Source organism: Chlorobaculum parvum NCIB 8327 (assembly GCF_000020505.1).
GTDB classification, from domain to species: Bacteria; Bacteroidota; Chlorobiia; order Chlorobiales; family Chlorobiaceae; genus Chlorobaculum; species Chlorobaculum parvum_A.
The window spans coordinates 991940-1013970 of sequence record NC_011027.1; the positions used below are offsets into that span (position 1 = coordinate 991940).

21 protein-coding genes are annotated in these 22031 nt (G+C 55.7%); 13 read left to right on the top strand and 8 right to left on the bottom strand.

Annotated elements, in window-relative coordinates; translation table 11 throughout:
* Positions 1–382: 382 nt before the first annotated feature.
* A complete protein-coding gene (trmH, locus tag CPAR_RS04625; RefSeq protein ID WP_012502150.1) occupies positions 383–1048 on the bottom strand; it encodes a tRNA (guanosine(18)-2'-O)-methyltransferase TrmH in 666 nt (221 codons plus the stop codon).
* Positions 1049–1297: 249 nt separating this feature from the next.
* On the opposite strand from trmH, the gene CPAR_RS04630 reads away from it, so the two are divergent.
* Both CPAR_RS04630 and CPAR_RS04635 read left to right on the top strand, forming a co-directional pair.
* The gene (locus CPAR_RS04630) at positions 1298–2371 is read left to right on the top strand and encodes a metallophosphoesterase (protein ID WP_012502151.1); all 1074 of its coding nucleotides are present in this window, start codon (positions 1298–1300) and stop codon (positions 2369–2371) included.
* A gap of 100 nt (positions 2372–2471) precedes the next feature.
* Positions 2472–3533: a metallophosphoesterase family protein gene (locus tag CPAR_RS04635; protein ID WP_012502152.1), complete on the top strand. Its 1062-nt coding sequence runs from the start codon at positions 2472–2474 to the stop codon at positions 3531–3533.
* Positions 3534–3567: 34 nt separating this feature from the next.
* On the opposite strand, the gene CPAR_RS04640 is transcribed toward CPAR_RS04635, so the two are convergent.
* The 7 genes from CPAR_RS04640 to CPAR_RS11260 all read right to left on the bottom strand — a co-directional run bounded on the left by CPAR_RS04640 (position 3568) and on the right by CPAR_RS11260 (position 10713).
* On the bottom strand, positions 3568–4311 hold the full coding sequence (locus CPAR_RS04640) for a ParA family protein (RefSeq protein WP_012502153.1): 744 nt from the start codon (positions 4309–4311) through the stop codon (positions 3568–3570).
* A complete protein-coding gene (locus CPAR_RS04645; protein ID WP_012502154.1) occupies positions 4308–5882 on the bottom strand; it encodes a CHAD domain-containing protein in 1575 nt (524 codons plus the stop codon). Before CPAR_RS04645 ends, CPAR_RS04640 begins: the two co-directional genes overlap by 4 nt.
* 1 nt (position 5883) lies before the next feature.
* Positions 5884–6879, bottom strand: coding sequence for an NEL-type E3 ubiquitin ligase domain-containing protein (locus CPAR_RS04650; protein WP_012502155.1), 996 nt, complete (start codon positions 6877–6879; stop codon positions 5884–5886).
* Between the two features lie 112 nt (positions 6880–6991).
* Entirely contained in the window at positions 6992–9172 is a 2181-nt protein-coding gene (gene ppk1, locus CPAR_RS04655) for a polyphosphate kinase 1 (protein WP_012502156.1), read from the bottom strand.
* 197 nt (positions 9173–9369) lie between these two features.
* A complete protein-coding gene (locus CPAR_RS04660; protein ID WP_012502157.1) occupies positions 9370–10044 on the bottom strand; it encodes an HAD family hydrolase in 675 nt (224 codons plus the stop codon).
* Between the two features lie 7 nt (positions 10045–10051).
* Positions 10052–10540, bottom strand: coding sequence for a class I SAM-dependent methyltransferase (locus CPAR_RS04665; protein WP_232203943.1), 489 nt, complete (start codon positions 10538–10540; stop codon positions 10052–10054).
* Complete coding sequence (locus CPAR_RS11260; protein WP_232203944.1) at positions 10537–10713, bottom strand: class I SAM-dependent methyltransferase; 177 nt, start codon at positions 10711–10713, stop codon at positions 10537–10539. The genes CPAR_RS04665 and CPAR_RS11260 overlap by 4 nt, the downstream gene beginning before the upstream one ends.
* Positions 10714–11009: 296 nt before the next feature.
* Between CPAR_RS11260 and CPAR_RS04670 the strand changes: the two genes are divergently transcribed.
* The 11 genes from CPAR_RS04670 (at position 11010) to CPAR_RS04725 (ending at position 21947) form a co-directional block, all read left to right on the top strand.
* Positions 11010–11825 (top strand): lysophospholipid acyltransferase family protein, encoded by an 816-nt coding sequence (locus CPAR_RS04670; protein ID WP_012502158.1) that lies wholly within the window; start codon positions 11010–11012, stop codon positions 11823–11825.
* Entirely contained in the window at positions 11813–12481 is a 669-nt protein-coding gene (locus CPAR_RS04675; RefSeq protein WP_012502159.1) for a GNAT family N-acetyltransferase, read from the top strand. Before CPAR_RS04670 ends, CPAR_RS04675 begins: the two co-directional genes overlap by 13 nt.
* A gap of 242 nt (positions 12482–12723) precedes the next feature.
* Positions 12724–13779: a putative porin gene (locus CPAR_RS04680; protein ID WP_041466133.1), complete on the top strand. Its 1056-nt coding sequence runs from the start codon at positions 12724–12726 to the stop codon at positions 13777–13779.
* A gap of 188 nt (positions 13780–13967) precedes the next feature.
* Complete coding sequence (locus CPAR_RS04685) at positions 13968–14786, top strand: phosphate ABC transporter substrate-binding protein (RefSeq protein WP_012502161.1); 819 nt, start codon at positions 13968–13970, stop codon at positions 14784–14786.
* Between the two features lie 280 nt (positions 14787–15066).
* Positions 15067–15882: a phosphate ABC transporter substrate-binding protein gene (locus CPAR_RS04695; protein ID WP_012502163.1), complete on the top strand. Its 816-nt coding sequence runs from the start codon at positions 15067–15069 to the stop codon at positions 15880–15882.
* A 262-nt stretch (positions 15883–16144) separates the two neighbouring features.
* Positions 16145–17308: a phosphate ABC transporter permease subunit PstC gene (gene pstC / locus CPAR_RS04700; RefSeq protein WP_012502164.1), complete on the top strand. Its 1164-nt coding sequence runs from the start codon at positions 16145–16147 to the stop codon at positions 17306–17308.
* Between the two features lie 28 nt (positions 17309–17336).
* Entirely contained in the window at positions 17337–18683 is a 1347-nt protein-coding gene (gene pstA / locus CPAR_RS04705) for a phosphate ABC transporter permease PstA (protein WP_012502165.1), read from the top strand.
* 5 nt (positions 18684–18688) lie between these two features.
* Positions 18689–19546 carry a phosphate ABC transporter ATP-binding protein PstB gene (gene pstB, locus CPAR_RS04710; protein ID WP_012502166.1) on the top strand — a complete coding sequence of 286 codons (858 nt, stop codon included), beginning with the start codon at positions 18689–18691 and terminating at the stop codon, positions 19544–19546.
* A gap of 18 nt (positions 19547–19564) precedes the next feature.
* Positions 19565–20254 (top strand): phosphate signaling complex protein PhoU, encoded by a 690-nt coding sequence (phoU, locus tag CPAR_RS04715; protein WP_012502167.1) that lies wholly within the window; start codon positions 19565–19567, stop codon positions 20252–20254.
* 311 nt (positions 20255–20565) lie between these two features.
* Positions 20566–20997, top strand: coding sequence for a DUF3124 domain-containing protein (locus CPAR_RS04720; RefSeq protein ID WP_232203945.1), 432 nt, complete (start codon positions 20566–20568; stop codon positions 20995–20997).
* Positions 20998–21218: 221 nt separating this feature from the next.
* On the top strand, positions 21219–21947 hold the full coding sequence (locus tag CPAR_RS04725; RefSeq protein WP_012502169.1) for a PhoU domain-containing protein: 729 nt from the start codon (positions 21219–21221) through the stop codon (positions 21945–21947).
* Positions 21948–22031 lie beyond the last annotated feature (84 nt).

The window sequence follows — 22031 nt, forward strand, 5'->3', positions numbered from 1 at the left end:
CGTATGCTCGATGTCCGGCAGTGATGGCGAATATGATGGAAAAACGATATTCGCGCTTCGGGGTTACCGGGCAGCAATGCCAGTCAGCTCTAACTCGAAAGAACAGCGTTTGATTGAAAACCATCGTACGATACAACCAGCATACGGATAACTATAAATGCTGGATTTCGTTGTGGTTGAGTGGCTGTATCTACCAATACAAAAAGCTACCATTATCACTGCTTGTGTCAAAATGGAAAAACCGGACGCGAGCCCGGCTCTCTATGTGAAATACAGGTTGGACGGTTGAGTTTGCTCAAAAAAACTTTATGAATATGTATATGTGCGGAAGATTTTTTTTGTTGCTTCGGGCAACGTAGTGATTTGCAAACAGCAGTGAGGTCTATTCCGCAACATCGCCTGTGTGGAATGAGCCCTGCTCGTCAAGTTGCGGATAAGGTTTACCCTGTTCGCGCAACACAGCGCTCAGGCGAGGGTAGGCGTATTCGAACAGCAGGCGCTCGAACTCTGCGTCGCTGAAGTGCCGTGAGTCGTACAAGTCGGCCGCCTTGCGCTGCCGTTGTGCTTCGAACAAAATCAGGGCTGCCGCGACCGAGACGTTCAGCGATTCAACCATGCCGAACATGGGAATGTACACGAAATGGTCGGCCAGGTTCATCGCCTCTTCGGACGGGCCGGTCAGCTCTTCGCCCATCACGATGGCTGTCGGACGGGTGTAGTCGATCGAGCGGAAGTCGACCGCATCGGGCCGGTAGGTGGCGACGAGAATCTGCATGCCCGCTTCCCGGATCTTTTCGCCGACCGGCACGATCGAATCGCTCAGGCCGACCTTGACCCAGCGGCTTGCGCCGGCGGCGGTGTGCTGCTTGGTTCTGATCGAGGAGCGCCGGGAGATGGCGTGCACCTGGTGGATGCCGACCGCGTCGCAACTCCGGATGATGGCCGCCAGGTTGTGCGGCTTGTTGACGTTGTCCATGACGAGCGTCAGGTCGGTCTGGCGCCTTTCAAGAAGCTGGTGGATTTTCTGAAATCGTTCGGGGGCTATCAAGGGCGTTGGGTTTCGTTAAATGAAGCCTTCCAAACAAGAAAGCCTTTTTTCGTAAAATCTTCAATCAGATCAGGGGAGCGGGTTTCCCGAAGTGGCCGTTGATGCTATATTATGAGCGTTTTGGCCGTGCTCAATAGTGCTCTTTTTCCGGCAGGGGATTCGAGAACCATTGAGCGTTTCCGGAGGTTAAAAATCATAAAGCCTGTATGAGTTATCGCTAACGCAGGCAGTACGAACATTATTGCCTATATGCGTCTGCATCAGAAAAAACATCCTCATCTTGAGAAGTTGCTGTCAACAGCCAAGACGGTTCAGCTCGACAGCTCTTCAAAGGTGCTGATTCTCAGTGATTTACACATGGGCAATGGTGGTCGCCGGGATGAATTCCGGAGGAATGCGCGGCTGGTGCGTTCGATGCTGCGCGACTATTACCTTCCCGGCAGTTACAGTCTTGCCCTGAACGGCGATGTCGAAGAGTTATTCAAGTTTTCAGTGGACAGCATTACCGAGCGCTGGGCGGAGATGTACGATCTGTTTCTCCGCTTTGAAAAGAACGGTTTCCTCTGGAAGACCTACGGCAATCACGATTCCGATCTTGACGGAGAGCGCGGTTACCGGCTTGCGCCCTACCTGCAGGAGGCGGTCAAGTTTGTCTATGGCGACGAGACGTTGCTGCTCTTTCATGGCCACCAGGCTTCGATTCTGCTCTGGGAAACCTATCCGCTCGTGAGCCGTGCAATCATTCTGTTCCTGCGCTACATCGCCAAACCCATCGGTATCCGTAACTTCTCCTCTGCCTACAACAGCCGCCGCCGTTTCGCCATTGAAAAGTCGATCTACGATTTTTCCAACCAGGCCAAGATTGTCTCGATCATCGGTCACACGCACCGCCCGCTGTTCGAATCGCTCTCGAAGGTCGATCATCTCAACTACCGGATCGAGGAGCTCTGCCGTCTCTACGCCTCGGCTGATGGCGGGGAGAAGCAGGGGATTCAGGAGCAGATCAGCGAACTGAAAGCCGAGCTGGACGCCTGTTTTTCGCAGGGCAAAAGAATCGGTCTGCGCAGCGGGCGGTACAACAACATCGTCATTCCGAGCGTGTTCAACTCCGGCTGCGCTATCGGCAAGCGCGGTGTGACCGCCATCGAAATCGACGGTGACCGCATTCGGCTGGTTTACTGGTTCAAGGGCAAGCCGGGCAGGCGCTACGTCAGCGACCGCAACCACGAGCCAGAACAGCTCGGAAACACCGGTTTTTACCGCATCGTGCTTAACGAGGACCAACTCGACTACGTGTTTTCGCGGATTCACCTGTTGGCTTGAGCTCATCAGAGTTTACCTGATGTTTGCAGTGTGCCCGCCCGAAATGGTGTACCTTTGGTGATTCGAACACAAAGCCTCCCGTTCATTCATCAGGCGGTCCATGAAGTGCTTCTCCAATCTTGAACGACTGCTTCACGCTTCCGAAACCATCGATATCAGCCGCGATTCGAGGATCGTCGTCTTCAGTGATCTGCATCTGGGTGACGGCGGGCGTAATGACGAATTCCGGCATAACGGGCCGCTATTCGAAACGCTTCTGCGCAACCATTACCTTTCCGGCAGATTCAGTCTGGTGCTGAACGGCGATATCGAGGAGCTGTTCAAGTTCGACCTGCACAGCATCGAGGCCGCGTGGGGCGAGCTGTGGGAGCTTTTTTTGCTGTTCAGGCGAAACGGGTTCGTGCGCAAGCTCTACGGCAACCACGACCATGCACTTCTTGATCACAGCGATTACCGTCTCGCCGATGTGCTGGCCGAGTCGCTCTGCCTGCACTACGAAGGTCAGCGTCTGTTGCTGTTCCATGGCCATCAGGCTTCGCCCTATCTGAACGAACCGAGTTCGATTTTCAGCCGATCGCTGTTCTATCTTCTCCGCTACTTTGCCCGCCCGTTCGGCTTTCGCAACTACTCGGTTTCATACAGCAACCGCAAGCGCTACGCCATCGAGCGTTCGGTCTATGAGTTTTCCAACCGTTCGAAGGTGATTTCAATCATTGGCCACACCCACCGGCCGCTGTTCGAATCGATGTCGAAGCTCGATTATCTGAACTACCGCATCGAGGAGCTGTGCCGCAGCTACACCGAAGCGGACGTCGCGCTCCAGCAGTCGATCGAGCATGAAATCGGCGAGCTGCGGCGTGAGCTTGAATCGTGCTACCGAGATGGTTCCCGCAAAAGTCTGAGAAGCGGCCGTTACGACACCATCGCTATTCCGAGCATCTTCAATTCGGGCTGTTGCATCGGTAAACGCGGCGTGACGGCTCTCGAAATCGAGGACGGCATGATCCGGCTGGTCTATTGGACAAAAGACGGGATGAGAGGCACCTATCCCGGGGAGCGCCTCCACAAGGCCGAAGAGCTGGGCAGCAGCGGCATTTACCGCATCGTGCTGAATGAAGACCGGCTCGATTATGTGTTTTCGCGGATTCGGCTGCTGGCGTGAGCGGGGGATCGGTCGTCCCTACAAGATCGGGCTGTTAACGGTGAACCCGTTCTCGCACCTCATCCCATAAGCTCTGGTAAGCCTTCGCAGCCGGCGCGCTGGGATGGACGGCGTTGAGTGGGGCGCGGAAGTTGCCCATTTTTTCGACATCCGAGCTGTAGGGAATGGTCTGGTTCAGCATGACCGGGTCTTCGCGGAACTCGTCGACAATCTCCCTGTGCATGGTTTTGCGCTTCTCCTCCATCGAGAAAAAGCCGACAATTTTGCTTGTGTCCAGTCCGCTTTGCCTGAAAAAGTCGAGGAGCTGGTTGAAGGTGCGGATGGAGAGCGTTGTGGGGATGATCGGCACGAGAATCAGATCCGAGGCCCGGAACACGCTTTCCGAAAGCAGGGTGAGGTTCGGCGGGCAGTCGAAAAAGAGGTACTTGTACTCCTCTTCCAGCCCTTCGAGGTTTTTTGAGAGCTTTTTCTTCGGGTTTTTTGCTTCCGAAAGCTCAATGTCGAGGTTCCGGTACGACATGTCCGAAGGCAACAGGTCGAGATGGTCGAAATCGGTTGCCTTGATGTTGCGAATGATCTTCTGGTTGCCCTTCAGGAACTTCTCGCTGTTGTACTTCTTCGAGGCTTTAATCCTGAAATAAAAAGAACTTGCGCCCTGTGGATCGAGGTCGCAGATGAGCGATGGCGTCGAGGGAGAGGCGGCAAGGAACGAGAGGTTCACGGCGGCGGCTGTTTTGCCGACTCCGCCTTTGATGCTGTAGAGCGCGATGGTTTTCATGCTGAGGCAAGTCCGTTCAGGAGTTCATCGAACAGGTTTCCGGTCTCTTCGTTGTCGAAACCGGAAAAGATTTCATGGAAATGTTCTCTGACTTTCTCCCTTTCGTTGTACAGCGTGGTGAGCAGTCCGCCGATGGCCGCCGCCTCTTCGATGCCGCCTCTGCCAGCCGGAATCTCTTCAAGGCGGCTTTGCAGGAAGGTCATCTGCACCGACATGTCCACGAAAGTGCCGAGGTTGTCCTGCAACGCTTTCATCTGTTTAAGCACTCTGGATGCCGCTTTCGGCGGAAAGAGCGATGAGAAGAATTCGAGCAGGTAGCGCAGCTTTTTGCAATCGATGCGCAGTTCATGCAGCTCGGCGTCGCTGGTTTCCTGTCCGGTTCTCCGGCCATGCACGAGCACCTTTTTCAGGGCTTTTCTGATCGTTTTGGCTGCAACAACCGCGGTTGGTTGGGCTGCCAGCGGAGCAAGTTCCTCATCCGGAAGTTTTTCGTCGTCGATAAACGCTTTCCAGGAGGTCATGAAGTCGAGATATTCCCTGCTTGAAAGGTAACGACAGAATTGTTTGTGATGCAAGCGTTTGGCAGCTTCAATGTCGCTGAAAAAGGGATTGAGCGCAGTCTGAAGCGACTGCGGCAGAAGCGAGGTGTACTCGTCGCGGCGGAGCAGATAGACGTCGCTGTCGCGCAGCTCGTTGGTGCCCTTGCCCAGCTCGCGCAGCCCGGCCAGCGCCCAAGCGGTCTTTTCGGGCACGAACGCGCCGTTGAGCAGCTTGATGATCGAGCGGCTCCGGCGGACGGCCACCCGGTAGTCGTGCAGAAATTCGGAGTCGATGTCTTTGCGGATGCCCGACTCGTTGATCTCCATGATCGAGGTGGTGAAGCGCAGCAGCCGCTTGATGTTTTCGTGGATCGGCGCTTTCGGGTCGAGTTGCAGATGCAGCTTTGCAGAGTAGCCCTGCCCGAACGGTGCGGCGGCCTCCATGATGGTCATGTAGCGCTCTTTGAAGCTGACGATGCGGTAGGCATCGACCGGTTCGGGGAGCGCCATGAGCATCTGCGAAAGCTCCTTGTGGTAGCCTTTCAGTGGTGTGATCGAATAGTGGCGCGGAAAGACGGCATCACTGTTTTTGTCAACCGGGTGGATCGATTCGTATTCGAGCTTGGCGACGGTTTTATCGTCCTCGTCCAGCAGTCGCCATGAGGAGATGAAGTGGTCGATGGTGCAGCGGTTGATGAACGCGCGGAGGTCGCTGCATTTCAGGAGCAGCTTCTGCGCTGTGCCTTCCGGCAGGGAGGCAGCGAAAAATGAGGCTGGTGAGCCGGAAAAGGGGGCTTCGGCAAGCGTCAGGCCGGTGTCGAGCTCGATGACCAGCAGCTTGGCCTTCCTGCGCACGACGGCAAAACCATTGCGGAACGCCTCTTCCTCAAACGTATCGTAAAAAATCTGGCGCTCCCGTCGTGTGGAGATTTTAGCGATCTTCCAGCCATCAGGCAGGTTACGCCCGACGGTCTGATCCAGCGGATCGTCTCCGCTGACCCTGAAGTAAAGGCTTTCGGGAGCGGTGCTCATATCAGATTGCAGTGTTGATCGGTGGAGATGGCGGACTCAGCGCGACAGATTTTTCCGGGGTCGATTCCTGGCAGCAGCAGCGGGTCGAGCCACCCTGAACCAGCCGGACGCAACGGTTGCCGGGATCCTGCCGGACGGTATCGCACGACACGGCCGGATTTTCTGCGCAGTCGAGCGAGCCGATGACTTTTTTTGGGAACCGTTTCAGGTTCGTGAGCCGGTTGCCGGAACAGTTGAAATCACCCGTGACTTCGAGCGGACCGTGTTCGAGGTTCTCCAGCAGGTTGTTCGCGCAGGAGAAGTGGCCGTTGACGAATTCCGGGGCGCCGTCGAGCGTGGAGATCATGTTCGAGGAGCAGTCGAAGTCGAAGTGCACTTCGTCCGGCGCGCCGTGCAGGGTGCGCAGGCGGTTGTTCGAGCAGTTGAACGAACCGGTGATGAGCGGTGCTCCGTGAAGCGAAACGAGGTTGTTGCCGGAACAGTCGAACAGTCCCTTCACCTTTTTCGGTGCACCGGTGAGCGCGATGAGGCGGTTGCGGGAGCAGTCGAACGATCCTTTCACCTTTGCCGGTGCGCCTTTCAGGCAGTTCAGCAAATTGTGGGAGCAGTTGAAGTCGCCGCTGACCTTGCGCGGCGCGCCTTCGAGCGAGGCGAGCTTGTTGCCGGAACAGTCAAAGCTGCCGGTGACGTGCGGTGCGCCTTCGAGCGAAGTCAGCTCGTTGCCGGAGCAGTTGAACGAGCCTTCCACGATTTCCGGGCAACCTTCGAGCGAGGTGAGCCCCATGTTCGAGCAGTCAATATCGGTGGTGCCGTCGAGCGTGCCCATCACATCCCTGAATGTGCGTTTCATTTCCGATCGATGTTGATTCGATGCCGACATCGGGCGCAGCTCGCGCGTGGCGATGACGCGGCCGACCTGTGCGAGGGGTAAGGCTCCGTTTTCCGGGAGTCCCGCGTTTTGTCCGGCAATCGATGATTGAACAGAGTTATCAGACATTTTCGATCGTTAAGGTAGCTTGATACGCACCCCTTCCTCAGGAATGTCACATCGAGTTAACACATTCTTGACGGGTTCGTTACAGTCAGTCAATCGGGCGTGAAACTCACGGTCAGTTCATCGTCAGGCCGCGCTTGATTCCGGTCGATTTCTTTTTCTGCTGACCGCGTTTCATGAAGCGATCCTGGCTGTTGACCTTCGGCGCTTCGTTGACCAGCGGTTCGCAGGTGCCGTCGGGCCGGATGCGCCAGGCCTTCACGTTGTCCGACAGCATCAGGTCGAGATCGGCCTTTACCCGTTGTACCAGCTCGGGGTCGAAGATCGGGAAGAGAGTTTCGACCCGGTCGTCGAGGTTGCGCGGCATGATGTCGGCGCTGCCGAGGTACACCTCTGGCCTTCCGCCGTTGGCGAAATAGTAGGCGCGGCTGTGTTCGAGGTAGCGCCCGATGATGCTCACCACCCGGATGTTTTCGCTGACTCCCTGCACGCCCGGCTTGAGGCAGCAGATGCCCCTGACCACCAGATCGATCGTCACTCCGGCGCACGATGCTTTGTAGAGCGCCCGAATGGTGGCCGGATCGACCAGCGAGTTCATCTTCATCATCACGTGGCCGCTTCCGGTTTTGGTTTTCCACTCGATTTCCCGCTCGATCATTTCGATGATCCGCTGCCGTGTGTTGATCGGCGATACCAGCAGGTGGTGGTAGCCGGTGTGGCGGAAGTAGCCGGTCAGGGCGTTGAACAGCTCGGCCACTTCACCGGCCAGCGCTTCGTCGTCGGTAAAGAAGCTGTAGTCGGTGTAGAGCTTGCCGGTTGACGGGTTGTAGTTGCCCGTGCCGAGATGCAGGTAGCGTTTCAGGCCTACGGGTTCGCGGCGCACGACCATCGTGAGCTTGGCGTGGGTTTTCAGCCCCGGCAGACCGTAGATGACGTGCGCACCGACCTCTTCGAGCGCCTTGGCCCAGACGATGTTGTTCTCCTCGTCGAAGCGCGCCTTCAACTCCACCAGCACGGCTACCTGCTTGCCCAATTCGGCCGCCTTCATCAGCGATTTGACGATGGGCGAGTTGCCTCCGACACGGTAGAGCGTCTGCTTGATGGAGAGCACATCCGGGTCACTGGCCGCGCGGTCGATGAAATCCACCACCGGCTGGAACGAGTCGTACGGGTGGTAGAGCAGAATATCCCGGTCGCGAATCGCGTTGAACAGGTCGGTGGTGCGCTTCTCCTCAAACGGATTGAAAGGGATGAACGGCTCGTCCTTCAAACCGGGGAGGTCGATTTTCAGCAGCTCGATCAGGCAGCTGAGCCCGAGCGTTCCATCGATTTCATAGACGTTTCGCTCGTCAACCTCAAGGTTGTTGATGAGCAGTTGCCGGATGAATGCGGGCATTTTCGGGCTGACGTCGAGCCTGACCACGTCGCCGTAGCGGCGCGAGCGCACCCCTTTTTCGATGGTCTGTAACAGGTCGCCAGCCTCGTCTTCCTCGATTTCGATATCGGCGTCCCGAATGATTCGGAACTGGTGCGAGCGGATGATTTTCATCTTCGGGAAGAGCCGCTCCAGGTTGTTCTGGATCAGGTCTTCCATCCAGAGGAAACGTATCGCGGAGTCGCTCGATTCGATGCCCTCGATGTCGTTGAGCTTGAGCAGGCGGGGCAGGATGTTTGGTACCTTGACGCGGGCGAATTTGATGTTGCCGTGCTCGCAATCCTCCAGCTCGATGGCCAGGTTCAGCGACAGGTTCGACATGAACGGGAACGGGTGGCCGGTGTCGAAGGCCAGCGGCGTGAGTACCGGATAGATCTCCTTGAAGAAATAGTCGGTCAGTGCGTCGCGCTCCTGTTGCGGTAACTCCCTGAACGAAACGAAGGTGATGCCTTCCGCCGCCATCGCCGGAATGAGGTCGTCGTAGAGGCAGGTGTGGCGCTGTTCGAGCTGTTTGAGCACCGCCGAGCGGATCTGTTCGAGCTGCTCGTTCGGGGTGAAGCCATCGACCGTTTTTTTCTGGATTCCCGCCTCGACCTGCTTTTCGATGCCCGCCACGCGGATCATGAAAAACTCGTCGAGGTTGGAGCTGAAGATCGAGATGAACTTGACCCGTTCGAGCAACGGATGCAGGCCGGGGCGCGTGGCCTCTTCGAGCACCCGCTGGTTGAAGAGCAGCCAGCTCAGCTCGCGGTTGATGTAGAGCGACGGATCGGAAAAATCCTCGATGCGGCCTTTGCCGTTGAGTTTTACCGGCTTCGGCGTGATGGTGTTCAGAAGGTTGTCGGAACTGGTTTCGCTCATGGTTCAGAAGCGCAACTGATGTCGGTAAGGAGTGTAACCGTTTGTTGTATCGATCAGCCGAACGGTCATACGGAAACCGTTCAAAAGCATTGCAATTGAACGAGTTCGATTAACTACTAATCTTTAAACGTAGTTAATCGTTGCATGCTGAAATGTTACGGAATGGTTAAATCGTAACCCTGTATGGAGTTGCGGCCTTAAAAAGAGAGCAGCGGAATGATCTCTTCCGGTGTGGAAACCAGGTGCCGGGCTCCCGTGGCGAGCAGGTCTTCGGCCGGGCGGTAGCCCCAAAGCACGCCAAGCGGATACATGCCTGCTGCTACGGCGGTTTCCATGTCGACCCCGCTGTCGCCGACGTAGAGAATCGAGGAGGGGGAGACTCCGAGCATATCGGCGACGCGCAGGGCGCCCTGGGGATCTGGCTTGGCCGGAATCTCTTCCCGGAAGCCCATGATGGCGTCGAATGTCCACGGCGCGAGCAACTCTTCGGCGCACTGGCGGGTAAAGCGGTCGGGCTTGTTGGAGAGGACCGCCTTTTTCAGGCCGAGTTCGTCGATGGCGTTTAGCAGGGTGTCGATGCCGTCATAAGGCCGTGAACGTTCGTTCCAGTGCTCGGCGTAACAGGCCTGCATCTCCTTGAGCAACGGTTCGGTGATCGCCTCGTCGTGCGCCTCTTCCGGCACCGCTTTCTTTATCAGTACGCGCATCCCGAATCCAATCATTTCCCGGCAACGGTCAAGCGAGTGGGTAGGGTAGCCGTGTTGGTCGAGCACCGAGTTGAGGCAGTACGAGATGTCTTCGATGGTGTTGAGCAGGGTGCCGTCCAGGTCGAACACCACAGCGGAGAACGGGGAGGTTTTTTGCTGGTTCATGGTGTCGTTATGGCTGAGGTTTGACTGCTGTGAGGAGGAAAATCGGGTAGGCGGTCTGCTTGCCTGCGCGGTTCTTTTTTTCGATGACGTGCGCCGTGATGAAGGCGACGTTTGCAAAGCCTGCCGATTCGAGGCTCGATTGCAACTCCTGTCGGTCGAAGCCGTGATGCACCTTTTCGGTCGCGTCGTCGTGGAACAACCCGTCCTCGGCGTCCAGATCGGCAATGGAGAGCGTTCCGCCGGGCGACATGTGGCCGATCAGTTCCCGCAGGAAGCTTTCGGGGTCGGGAATGTGGTGCAGGGTCATGCTGCTGAAGACGAAGTCGAAGTCACCGGCAAGTTCCGTAGCCTTTTCGGGGCGGCTGAAATCGAGATGCAAAGGCTCGATGTTGACGATGTTTCCGGCAGCGACTTTTTCATTGAGCATCCGGATCATTTCGCGCGAGCTGTCCACGGCGGTCAGCCGGGCGCAGTGGGGCGCGATGCGCGTGGTCACCAGGGGCCGGTGCCACAGCCGAATTCGAGCGCATTCTGCGGCTTGTTGATCGGCATATGGGCAATGATGGCGCGGGCCACCGCATCGGCCATTGCCGCGCGGCGTGCGTTGTCGTCCCACTCGGCAGCCTTGTCGTCAAAACGTTGGGTATCGGTCCAGTTTTTGTCGGTCATGGCGGTTCAAATCGTTTACATCATACAAGTTGAAATCGTAACGGCTGTGCGCAATATACAGTTCATCGCCAAAGCGTAAAAGGTGTGCCCGATAATCATTTCTTCCGGTCATTTCGCTGTTTTTGATACGATGTTTCACAATCGTTTCCAGCGCTCAACGGAGCCCCAACAATCGCCGGTTATCTTGACTTTCAACAATAAATAGAGTGTTTGGCGGATGCGGGAAGAGTGGTCACCGGCCTGCTCTTTTCGTTCCACAGGTCTCATGAGTTTTATAACAGTCTGTTGAGCTTCTCATGAATCGATTGCTCGAACTGTTTCGCACACCGCTTCCGCATCTGACGGCGGGCAAGGCCTTGCTGCTCAGGATGCTCATGTTTCCCAATCTTTTTCTCATCAGGGTCGAAGGCGCCTCGCATCTCGAAGCGGTTGGCGGCAAGCCCTGCATCTTTGCGTTCAATCATAACAATGCGTTCGAGTCGCTGTTTGTGCCGGTGCTGCTCTTTTACCTGCGCGGTGGGCGGACGGTGAGTTTCGTGATCGACTGGATGTTCGGGCGGTTGCCGGTCATCGGCTGGATGATGAACCTTATCGATCCGGTCTATGTCCACCACAAGCGCTCCACCATGCCATTTCTCGAACGAACCCGCCTGCGGGAGGCTTCGTCGTCGAGCCGCGGAGAGTGCATCGGGCGGCTCGCTTCGGGGAAGAGTATCGGCATTTTTCCCGAAGGCACGCGCAATCCCGATCCTTCCACGCTGCTAAAAGCCAAGCCGGGTATCGGCTACATCGCGCTCGAATCGGGCGCTCCAGTGCTGCCGGTAGGCATCGACTTTATCGCGAGCGGCAAGCGCAACCGTGTGCCCTCCATCGGGCGCATCGTGGTGCGTTTCGGTCGTCCCATGCAGTTCGAAGAGGAGCTTTCCAACTACCGTTCGCTGCCCGCTGAGGGCCAGAGAGTCCGCAAAAGTGAGCTTGCGCGGGAGGTGGCCGAACAGGTCATGCTCTCCATTTCGGTGCTGTGCGGCAAGGTGTATCCGCACGGCGGCCGTGAGGAATCTGAATCTATCACAAACGACAACCAAACCATGGAGGCTTTATGTCCCTCATAACCGTTTCGAAGGTGCTGTCGTCCCGTGACCGGCTCGATGCTCTTTCGGTGATCGAGGAGGTGTTTGTCCGGGAAAAGCAGTGGATGCAGGAGATCGAAGAGCAGATTCCGCACGAGTTGGCCGGAAACCAGCAGTTTTCGTGGTTCCTTGCCAGAGTGGGAGGCAAGCCCGCGGGCATCATGCGCCTCTATTACGATCCGTCGCTGGAGCTTCCCGAATCGTGCCAGGCGCGCTTTGAGCCGGGCATCGATCTCGAAACCCTCAAGGCGGCAGGGCAGTATGTGGAGATAGGTCGTTTCATGATTCGTCCGCAGTTCAGGCGGCAGTACCGGGTCGCCCTGCGCCTCATGCGGGCCGCAACGGCTGAGGTGGTCGAACGTGGCTACACGCACTTCATCACTGACGTGTTCAAGGGCGAGGAGCACTCGCCGCTGAACTTTCACACCCGCGTGCTGGGGTTCGAGGTGATCGGCAGCCATCTGTTCGGTGAGCTCAATTGCAGCTCGACGCGCATCATCCTGACGCTCGATATTCTCAAACTCTACAACCGCATCAAGGACAGCCGTAGCCGATTGTATCAGGAGCTTGCGGAAGGATTGCGCGGCAAGATCGAAGTTGCGTATGCCAAACGGCGCGGCTTCAGACCGCAGGTCTGAACGGGAACGGGAAAAAATCAGGGTTTCGGTGTTTTCCGGCCCCGCTTTTGAGTCGGATAGAGGGGTATCGTCTGTATTTCATCTATACAAAAGCTGTTATTAACAATCTCTTTTCACTGCCTTAACAGTTCCTCAACAATTAACAGCGTAGATTAATGGCCATAAAAGGAGGGGCGCACTCCTCCGTGTTCAATCAGTTTTTCTCACAGCACAAAACAGCACAACACACAAAAGCTCTTATTATGAAAAAAACTCTCTTTTTTGTAGCGCTTGCAACCGCTATGGGTTTCAACAACGCTCAGGCGGTTGATTGGGACTGGAAAGGTGATATCCGTTACCGTTACGAATCCAAGATCCAGGAGGATCAGGATCATAGCCGCGATCGTCATCGTATCCGTGTCCGTTTCGGTATGAACGCCTGGATCAACGAAGAGCTGTCCGCTGGTCTGCGTCTTGCTACCGGTGACGAGGATGATCCGATCTCCCGCAACCAGACTCTCACGAATAATTTTGGCGGGAAGAACATCATGCTCGATGAGGCTTACATCAACTACCATCCGATGATGTTCGATGGCGATGTGAACCTGCTTCTCGGTAAGCGCGAGACCAAGAGCACCCTCTTTGTCGAGGATGATCTGCTCTGGGACGGCGACCTGACCCTGGAAGGTATCACCCTCCAGTATGGCAAGGATATCAACGGCAAGCAGAAGAGCGGTTTCGGCGCGATTGCCGGCTGGTACTCGATTAATGAAAGCAAGTCCGAGGGTGATCCTTACTTTGTTTCGCTTCAGGGTGCTTACAAAGGCGAAGCCAGCGATCTCAAGTACGACCTCGGTGTCGGTTACCATGATTTTGTGCACTACATGCCCGGTTACGACTTGAACATCGTCGAGTTCTTCGGCAGCATCGGTGGCGATCTTACCGAAACCGTGCCGTGGAAGCTCTATGGCCAGTATGCTTTCAACACCGCTTCGCATGACGATAATTTCTTCATTGATGACAGTGAGCGTGACGGTTATCTGGTCGGTCTGAAGATCGGCAAGGCCAAGAAGCCGGGGCAGATCGAAGGTTCAGTTGAGTATGTGCACCTCGAAAGCGATGCTGTTGCTTCCGAGTTCACCGATTCGGATCGTAACGGTGGTGGTACCAACTGCGAGGGCATCAAGCTCAACGCGAAATATCAGTTGATCCAGAACATGACGCTCGGTGTGACCTACTTCAACTTCAACGATATCACCGGCCCTGACAAGGATCTGACCAATCACCTCCTGCAGGCTGACGTTGTCGTGAAGTTCTAAGATTCTTTAACTGCTGTTCTTTTTGTGTGTAATGTTCTTTCCGTTGGGTGGGTGTGTGGTGCTCATCCGGATTGCTGCAAAGGCCGCCCGGGTATGGCCGGGCGACCTTTTTCGGAGATCGGCAGCATGGTGTCTATGAAAAGATTCTATTTCAAAACAAACCAATCATCTAACCAGGGATTATCATTATGAACCTGCTTAAGAAAATCGTTTTCGGTGCAGCTGTTATGGGCCTCATGGGTACCGGTAGCGCTTCCGCCGCCGGCAAGATCACCCTCGACGGTTCGACCACCGTTGGCCCGATCGCCAAGGCTTTCGCTGCCTACTACACCAAGAAGACCGGTGTTGACGTGACCGTCAGCGAGTCCGGTTCCGGTAACGGCGCCAAGAGCCTCATTAACGGCACTTGCGACATCGCCAACATGTCTCGCGCGATGAAGGATAACGAGATTGCTGCCGCCAAGTCGAAAGGCGTCAACCCGGTCGAGCACGTCGTTGCGCTCGACGGTATCGCCATCATCGTGCACCCCGGCAACAGGGTTGCTGCTCTCAGCCGCGCCCAGATTCGCGATATCTACTCCGGCAAAGTGCGCAACTGGAGCCAGGTCGGTGGCCCGAACGCTCCGATCGTCATGATCCAGCGTGAGTCGAACAGCGGTACCCAGGACTCCTTCAAGCACCTCGTTATGGGCAAAGAGGCTCCGATTTCGAAGCGTGCCGAAACCCAGGCCAGCAACGGCGCCGTCAAGAGCCGTGTTGCTTCGACCCCGACTGCTGTCGGTTTTGTCGGCCTCGGTTATGTTGACTCTTCGGTCAAAGCCCTCGCCGTTGATGGCGTCGAGCCGACTGTCGCGACGGTCAAGGCTGCCAAATACCCGGTTGCCCGCCCGCTCTTTATGTACACCAATGGCCAGCCGACCGGCGACGTGAAAGCGTTCATCGATCTGCCGAAAACCGAAGATGGCAAGAAGATGATCAGCGAGATCGGTTTCGTCAATAAGTACTGATTCTTCGACCTCACAGCGAAGCATCATGTCTTTTCTCTGCGGAAGCCTGCTTTCATCGGCAGACTTCCGTTTTTTGTCTGTAAAACATGGGGAATGCGAACCGTTTTTACACGATTGAGCCGCTCATCATTCCGTTGTCATTAACGAGCACAGCGTGGCCGATGATGCAGTTTGTAAAAGAAGGGGCGCATTGGTTAAATTCCGGCACATTAAACGCCCTCGACGCATCGGTTGTGCCGGGAGCGGTTTTCAACGACGAGTTAACGAGATGGAGAATTGAATGAGAAGAACTGGAATGGTATTGTTGCTGCTGGGAATGCTGATCGCCTGGGGTGGAAGTCCTGAGGCGGTTGCCAAGGGAATCATGATCGACGGATCGACCACCGTCGGCCCGATTTCCAAATCTTTCGCGGCACTGTTTATGAAAAAGTACAAAGTGCCGGTGACGGTCAGCGAATCCGGCTCGGGCAATGGCGCCAAGAGCCTTATCAACGGCAGCTGCGATATTGCCGACATGTCCCGCTCGATGAAGCCGCAGGAGCTTGCGGCAGCTAAGGCCAAGGGCATCAACCCGGTTGCGCATGTGGCGGCTCTCGACGGCATCGCCATGGTTGTGCATCCTTCCAATCCCGTGCGTTCACTTACCAAAACGCAAATTGCCGATATCTATACCGGCAGGGTGACCAACTGGCGTCAGGTGGGCGGCCCCAACTTTCCGGTCGTGGTCATTCAGCGTGAATCCAACAGCGGTACCCAGGAGACTTTCAGGGAGCTCGTGCTCGACAAGCGCAAGGTGGTTCGCAGCGCCGAAACGCAGGCCAGCAATGGCGCGGTCAAGAATCGCGTCTCCCAGACGCGCGGAGCCATCGGCTTTCTTGGCCTCGGCTATGTGGATTCTTCCGTCAAGCCGATTGCGGTCAACAAGGTGATGCCTTCGGTCGCAACGGTCAAAAACAACACCTATCCTCTTTCCCGTCCTTTGTTTATGTACACCAACGGCACGCCTAAAGGGATGGTCGCCAAATTCATCGATCTGCCTAAAACGCCGGATGGTAAAAGGATTATCCGCGAGTTGGGTTTCGTTCCTAAATACTGAATTTGGTTATCAATTCTTGCGTTCACTCTTCGCCGTGGCGGCAGGCTCCGTTTCACCGTGCGAGCCTGCTACCGGTTGAGCTGCTTTGAAGAGTGAATGTTCCCGAATTGTAACAATCCATCCTTTTTTTCTTTGCCTTCCAGCGTGTAGATTTGAGCGGCCTTAAACAGTATCATTTTGTTTATGATTGTAAGACGTGCCGCTCATATGTTTCCTGTCGAAGTAACGCGAACGGACCACAAACCTGCAAAACCGCAACGGTATGAGTGATGAAGTAAAACCAACCCAGGGCAGGTCGTCCGCATTCGTGGTCAGCGAACAAAAGCGCAAGACCCAGAAGTTCAAGCAGAAGACCGGTGAAGGAGTGCTGTTACTGATCGCTTCGTTCGTGGCGATTGTCGTGCTCTTCATCTTCTGGTTCGTGGCGCGTGATGCGGTACCATTCTTCCAGCTCAGGGGCTTCAGGGAGTTTTTCACCAGCACCAATTGGTATCCCGCAGATGATCCTGCGGAGTTCGGCGCACTGGCCATTATCTACGGTAGTGTTATGGTAACGGCCGGCTCGGCACTGCTTGCCGTGCCGATGGGCGTCATCGCTTCGATCTGTCTCTCCGATATTCTTCCTTTCTCGGTTCGCCAGTACGTCAAGCCGGTCATCGAAATGCTGGCGGCTATTCCATCAGTTGCCTACGGCTTTTTCGCCCTCGTCGTGTTTGCGCCGCTGCTTCAGAACTACGGTGGCCCGATTCTGATGTGGACCTGGTGGGTTATTTCAGCGCCATTCCTGCTGATCGCGGTGATCGTTGTCGCCGAACTGATGACTGCCTCGATAGCCGATGAGTCAAAGAAAAAGAGGGCCACGCTTGTTACCGGCCTGGTGCTCGGCGCGATCTCCCTCGGCTTCCTTTATTTTGTGGGCAACAAGTTGAACAGCCTCACCATTCTCAGTGGCACCAACGCTCTGAACGTGTCGATCATCCTGAGCTTCATGGCTCTGCCGACCATCGTCAGCGTTTCCGAAGATGCGTTGCAGGCGGTCGGGCGCGATCTTCGCGAGGGCAGCTACGCGCTTGGCGCAACCAGGGCTGAGACCATCGTGAAGACGATTCTTCCGGCGGCCAGCAGCGGCATTCTCGCCGCGGTCATTCTCGGCATCATGCGCGCCCTTGGCGAGACGATGGTGGTCTGGATGGCGTCGGGTAACTCGTCAAGCATTCCCGTGCCTTTCTACAACTATCTCGATTCGGTTCGAACCCTGACGGCCACGATCGCCGGTGACATGGGCGAGGCCGACCAGGTGACCGGTTCGGCGAGGTTCCATGTGCTGTTCGCGATGGGCCTGTTGCTGCTCGTTGTCAGCTTTGTGAGTAACCTCATCAGTGAGCGCATTGTCGTCCGGCAGCGCAAGATTCTTTCCGGTCAGTGAGGCCCAATCAAACCAATGAAGTGAACGTATGAATCTCGGTACCAGAAAGCTTCTCGACCGCTCCTTCACAGCCCTCGGCTTCGGGTCGATCGTGATCATGGGTCTGGCGCTGCTTGTCGTGCTTGCTCCCATTGCCTCCAAAGGCATCGGCGCGATTGTTTTCAAAGGAACGATCGAGCATCGCAAACTCCTGCTAAACGAGTTCCATCGCGGAGATGCCGCCAAAATCGGCAAGGAGGAGGCCAGCGCCAACGAGTATCGCCAGAAGGTATTCGACATGCTCAGCGAGTTCGATCAGGAACTCGACGGGATGGATTATGAACAGCAGTCGAAGTATCGCGGCAATTACGATCAGGTCAAAACTGCGCTGCGAGGTCTCTTCGGCCCGCTGCCCGGCGATACCGAGCCTGCCCTGACAAGGTTCCGCTACGGCCAGACCCGGTGGGACAAGGCTGAGGAAAAACTCCACGACCTGCTCTACGAACAGAAGTGGGACTACTCCAACCCTGACGTGATCGCCAAGCCTTACGACGTCAGCCGCGCGGCGGAATTCGAGGGTACTTCGTTAGTTAAGCTCTTCTCCTACGTCGAGGAGAACCTCGACAAGATGATGCTTCCCGAGTGGACGGTTTACTGGGGCTTCATCACCGATAAATCGATCGATGCGCACTTTTTTGGCGGCATCTGGCCTGAAATCCAGGGCACCATTTTCCTTGCCATCGGCGCGATGGTGTTTGCCTTTCCGCTGGGTGTCATTGCGGCGGTTTATTTTACCGAATATGCGAAAGATGGATTCCTGACCAGCATGTTGCGCAGTGCCAACAGTACGCTGGCCGGTGTGCCGAGCATCGTGTTCGGTCTGTTCGGTCTGGCCTTTTTCATCAATACCCTGCACGTTTCACACTCAAAAAGTGTGCTGGCCGGTTCGCTGACGCTGGCCATCATGATTCTGCCGACCATCATCCGCGCTGCTGAAGAGGCGATTCTGGCCGTACCGAAGACCTACAAGGAGGCCTCGCTCGGGCTCGGTTCCACCAAGTGGAATACGATCGTTACGGTGATTCTTCCGGCGGCCTTGCCGGGCATTCTGACCGGCGGCGTCATCAGCCTCGGCAGAGCAGCGGGCGAGACTGCGCCGATTATCTTTACGGCTGCCGTCAGCGTCGGTGCTGCCATCGGGCTCGGCGACGTGCTGAATTCACCGACACCTGCACTTTCGTGGAATATTTACAATCTTGCAAGTGAGCATGAAGCTGCCGCCGAGATTCGCCATGTCCAGTACGGCATGGTGCTCTCTCTGGTAACCATCGTCCTTCTGCTCAACCTGAGCGCAATCATTCTCAGGGCGCGCATATCCAAAAAACTTAAAGGGTGAGACTCATGCCAATGGCACTCGAAGCAACCGATACCAAGAAAAAGAGCAACGGTTCACCTGCGCTCGATATTTATCTTCCTCCTGAGCGAAAGAAGATCGATGATGGTGGCAAACCTCACGTTATGGCCAAGAACTTTTCGATCTATTACGGAGAGTTCGAAGCGGTCAAGAAGGTCAATGCCGATATTCTCTCGAAGTACGTGACGGCTATCATTGGCCCCAGCGGCTGCGGCAAGAGTACCTTCCTTCGTTCCATCAACCGGATGAACGATCTGATTCCGAATTGCCACACCACCGGCGCGCTGATGTTTGATGGCGAGGATGTTTATGGTAAATTCACCGATGAAGTGCTCCTGCGCAAGAAGATCGGCATGGTGTTCCAGAAGCCGAATCCCTTCCCGAAATCGATCTTCGACAACATCGCCTACGGTCCGCGCCTGCATGGCGTGAGAGATCGCAAGACGCTCGAAGGCATCGTCGAACAGAGCCTTCGCAAGGCTGCGCTCTGGGACGAGGTCAGCGACCGGCTCGACAAGAACGCTCTCGGCTTGTCCGGTGGACAGCAGCAGCGCCTCTGCGTTGCCCGCACCCTTGCCGTCGAACCGGAGATTCTGCTGCTCGACGAACCGACCTCTGCGCTCGACCCGAAGGCTACGGCCAAGATCGAGGATCTGATTCAGGAGCTTCGCGGAAGCTATACCATCATGATTGTGACGCACAACATGCAGCAGGCTTCACGCGTTTCGGACCACACGATGTTCTTCTACGAAGGTGTTCTCGTGGAACATGCGCCTACAAGCGAGTTGTTTACCAGGCCGAAAGATCAAATGACCGAGGATTACATAACCGGAAGATTCAGCTAACGAAACTCTACCACTCCCATGCCGGAAAGACCCGTTCACGAGTACATCAAGGAACTTTCGGAAGCCCTCGTACAGCTTTCCGAGATGGTATTGCAGAACTTCAGGGAAGCTCTGGACGCCGTTACGCACAATGATCTCCAGACCGCCCGGCGGATCAGGGTGGTCGATGACGAGATCGACCAGGCCGAGGTGAAGCTCGAAGAGCAGTGCCTTGAGTTCTTGGCTCTGCACCAGCCCGTCGCCCGCGACCTGCGCACGATGGTGACCATTATCAAGATCAACGACGACCTCGAACGCATCGGCGATTTGGCCGTGCACATCATCGAGCGCATGCCGGAACTCGGTCAGGAGGTCATGGAGACCTACGAGTTCGAGAAGATGGGCAATCTTGCGGCCGGTATGGTGAGGAAGTCGATCGAGGCATTCATCCAAAGAGACAGGCCGCTTGCCGACAAGGTTTGCCTGATGGATGAAGATGTGGATGCCATGCACCGTGTTGTGTTCAAGAAGGTGGCCGAGGTCATGAAGAGCTGCTCTGCAACCGATACCGAGCAGTTGCTTGCGATCCTCAGCGTTTCACGTTACATCGAACGCATGGCCGACCACGCCACCCGCATCGCTCGCGAAGTGATCTACCTGGTTACTGGCGAAATCGTCCGTCATAACGAAGACAGCTTCGAAAAGCTGATCCAGTCGCTTCAGGACTGAGTTTGGTCGCATAGCCGCTGACGCGGTTGAAATGATATGAATCCTGCCATTGGAACAAGACGTGCGTTCCGGTGGCAGGATTTTTGTGTTGTGGGGGTGGGGCGCGAAATTAAACCCCGCCATTGGAGAATGGTGGCCCAATGGCGGAAGTTGCTTTTGACCCATTTGCGTAGTTTCGACTGGAAATGCTACCTTGAGTTGGCAGCCTGTGCCGAAGGCGTAATATCGTCACCATAGCCTCAACAATCATGAAGCCCGTCCACCTTTTTCCAGTCATCAGATCAGTTCTTGTTTCTATTCTGTTTTTGCTCATGCCTTTGACGGCGCTGCTTGCCGAGCCGTTGTCATGGTCAAAAGGGCAGACGGTGTATGTGCCGTCGTACTCGCATATCTTTGTTGGTGATCGCTTGAAAACCTTCGACCTGACGGCCTCTTTGGCGATCAGGAATTCGGATCCCGATACGCCGATTACGGTTACCAAAGTCGATTATTTCGATGCTTCAGGACGTTTTATCCGCCACATGCTGAAAACCCCACGGATTGTCCGTCCTGTCTCGACGCTGGTTTATGTGATCGATGAGTCCGACAAAGCCGGAGGTGTCGGAGCGAGCTTCATTGTATCATGGAAATCGACGGTACGGGTCAGTTCGCCGATTGTGGAAACGGTGATGATCGGCACTGGTATGCAGCAGGGTATTTCGTTCACCTCGCGTGGGCAGGTGGTTCGGGAAGCGGAGCCATGAGCGAGTCCCTTACAGTGGACGGCAGGTCGGGCTGCCGAACGATTGCTTTCTGTCAGAGAAACGAATGCAAATGCGCCTCTTTTGATGGCGGGCTTTTTTTGTCCCCAAGCCTTGCCTTAACCCATCCGGAAGCGTAAATTAAGGGCTGTCTAATTCGCCCTATACTGCCGGTGCAGCGGGCGTACCTAACTCTTCCAATTTCTGCAACGAGCATCACCACTATGGCACTGTTTGGTAAGAAATCTTCCGCATCTTCAAAATCAGCGGCTATCCCGAGCGCATTCACCATCCAGATAGACCCCTCGAAATTCAACCTTGCCACCAAACCCGCGGGGCCGGTGCACGAGCAGCTCGAAACCATGAAGCAGAGGCTCACCAAGCTCTCCTCGATGGTAGAAAACAATCTCATGAACGCCGTCAGGGCTTCGACCAAAAAGAACAAGGATCTTGCCGTTTCGATTTTTGCCACCGACGAGCAGTACATCCAGAAGCTGAAGTTCGAGGTGGAGTACATGACGCTCGCGTACCTGAACTTCCAGAGCCTCGATGAGGCTGCCAACAAGGCTGTGGCTGATGCGCGCTTTATTCTCGGACAGCTTGAAACCCTTGGTCAGTACGCGCTCAACATCGCCAACAAAACCGAGTACATTCAGCTCGCCAACATCGAGATTCTGCACAAGGACGAGTACGACCTGAAGCCGATGGGTGACGACACCGCCGAAATGATCAAGAAGGCGGTCGAAGCCTACGTCAGCGGCAACTCGAAACACGCCACCGAGACGCTCGACATGATGAAAAAGATTGAAGGCATCTACCAGAAGGCAGTCGCAAAGCTCAAGGCAGAAGTCAACGATTCGAACATCACCAACTACACCGGCATCCTGTCGGTTGTCGAGCACGTCTACGCCTCCGCCGAAATCTCCTGCGTGATCGCCAAGAGATTCTGCTGAGTCAACGCATGGAAAATTCTGAAAAGGCGGGCATGTCCCGCCTTTCTTTTTTTGATGATTTCGGTTGATACGTCATATTATTGG

Coding starts and splice junctions, on each gene's coding strand:
- CPAR_RS04630 (WP_012502151.1), top strand. CDS start 1,298: ATGCGTCTGCATCAGAAAAAACATCCTCATCTTGAGAAGTTGCTGTCA.
- CPAR_RS04635 (WP_012502152.1), top strand. CDS start 2,472: ATGAAGTGCTTCTCCAATCTTGAACGACTGCTTCACGCTTCCGAAACC.
- CPAR_RS04640 (WP_012502153.1), bottom strand. CDS start 4,311: ATGAAAACCATCGCGCTCTACAGCATCAAAGGCGGAGTCGGCAAAACA.
- CPAR_RS04645 (WP_012502154.1), bottom strand. CDS start 5,882: ATGAGCACCGCTCCCGAAAGCCTTTACTTCAGGGTCAGCGGAGACGAT.
- CPAR_RS04650 (WP_012502155.1), bottom strand. CDS start 6,879: ATGTCTGATAACTCTGTTCAATCATCGATTGCCGGACAAAACGCGGGA.
- ppk1 (WP_012502156.1), bottom strand. CDS start 9,172: ATGAGCGAAACCAGTTCCGACAACCTTCTGAACACCATCACGCCGAAG.
- CPAR_RS04660 (WP_012502157.1), bottom strand. CDS start 10,044: ATGAACCAGCAAAAAACCTCCCCGTTCTCCGCTGTGGTGTTCGACCTG.
- CPAR_RS11260 (WP_232203944.1), bottom strand. CDS start 10,713: ATGACCGACAAAAACTGGACCGATACCCAACGTTTTGACGACAAGGCT.
- CPAR_RS04670 (WP_012502158.1), top strand. CDS start 11,010: ATGAATCGATTGCTCGAACTGTTTCGCACACCGCTTCCGCATCTGACG.
- CPAR_RS04675 (WP_012502159.1), top strand. CDS start 11,813: ATGTCCCTCATAACCGTTTCGAAGGTGCTGTCGTCCCGTGACCGGCTC.
- CPAR_RS04680 (WP_041466133.1), top strand. CDS start 12,724: ATGAAAAAAACTCTCTTTTTTGTAGCGCTTGCAACCGCTATGGGTTTC.
- CPAR_RS04685 (WP_012502161.1), top strand. CDS start 13,968: ATGAACCTGCTTAAGAAAATCGTTTTCGGTGCAGCTGTTATGGGCCTC.
- CPAR_RS04695 (WP_012502163.1), top strand. CDS start 15,067: ATGAGAAGAACTGGAATGGTATTGTTGCTGCTGGGAATGCTGATCGCC.
- pstC (WP_012502164.1), top strand. CDS start 16,145: ATGAGTGATGAAGTAAAACCAACCCAGGGCAGGTCGTCCGCATTCGTG.
- pstA (WP_012502165.1), top strand. CDS start 17,337: ATGAATCTCGGTACCAGAAAGCTTCTCGACCGCTCCTTCACAGCCCTC.
- pstB (WP_012502166.1), top strand. CDS start 18,689: ATGCCAATGGCACTCGAAGCAACCGATACCAAGAAAAAGAGCAACGGT.
- phoU (WP_012502167.1), top strand. CDS start 19,565: ATGCCGGAAAGACCCGTTCACGAGTACATCAAGGAACTTTCGGAAGCC.
- CPAR_RS04720 (WP_232203945.1), top strand. CDS start 20,566: ATGCCTTTGACGGCGCTGCTTGCCGAGCCGTTGTCATGGTCAAAAGGG.
- CPAR_RS04725 (WP_012502169.1), top strand. CDS start 21,219: ATGGCACTGTTTGGTAAGAAATCTTCCGCATCTTCAAAATCAGCGGCT.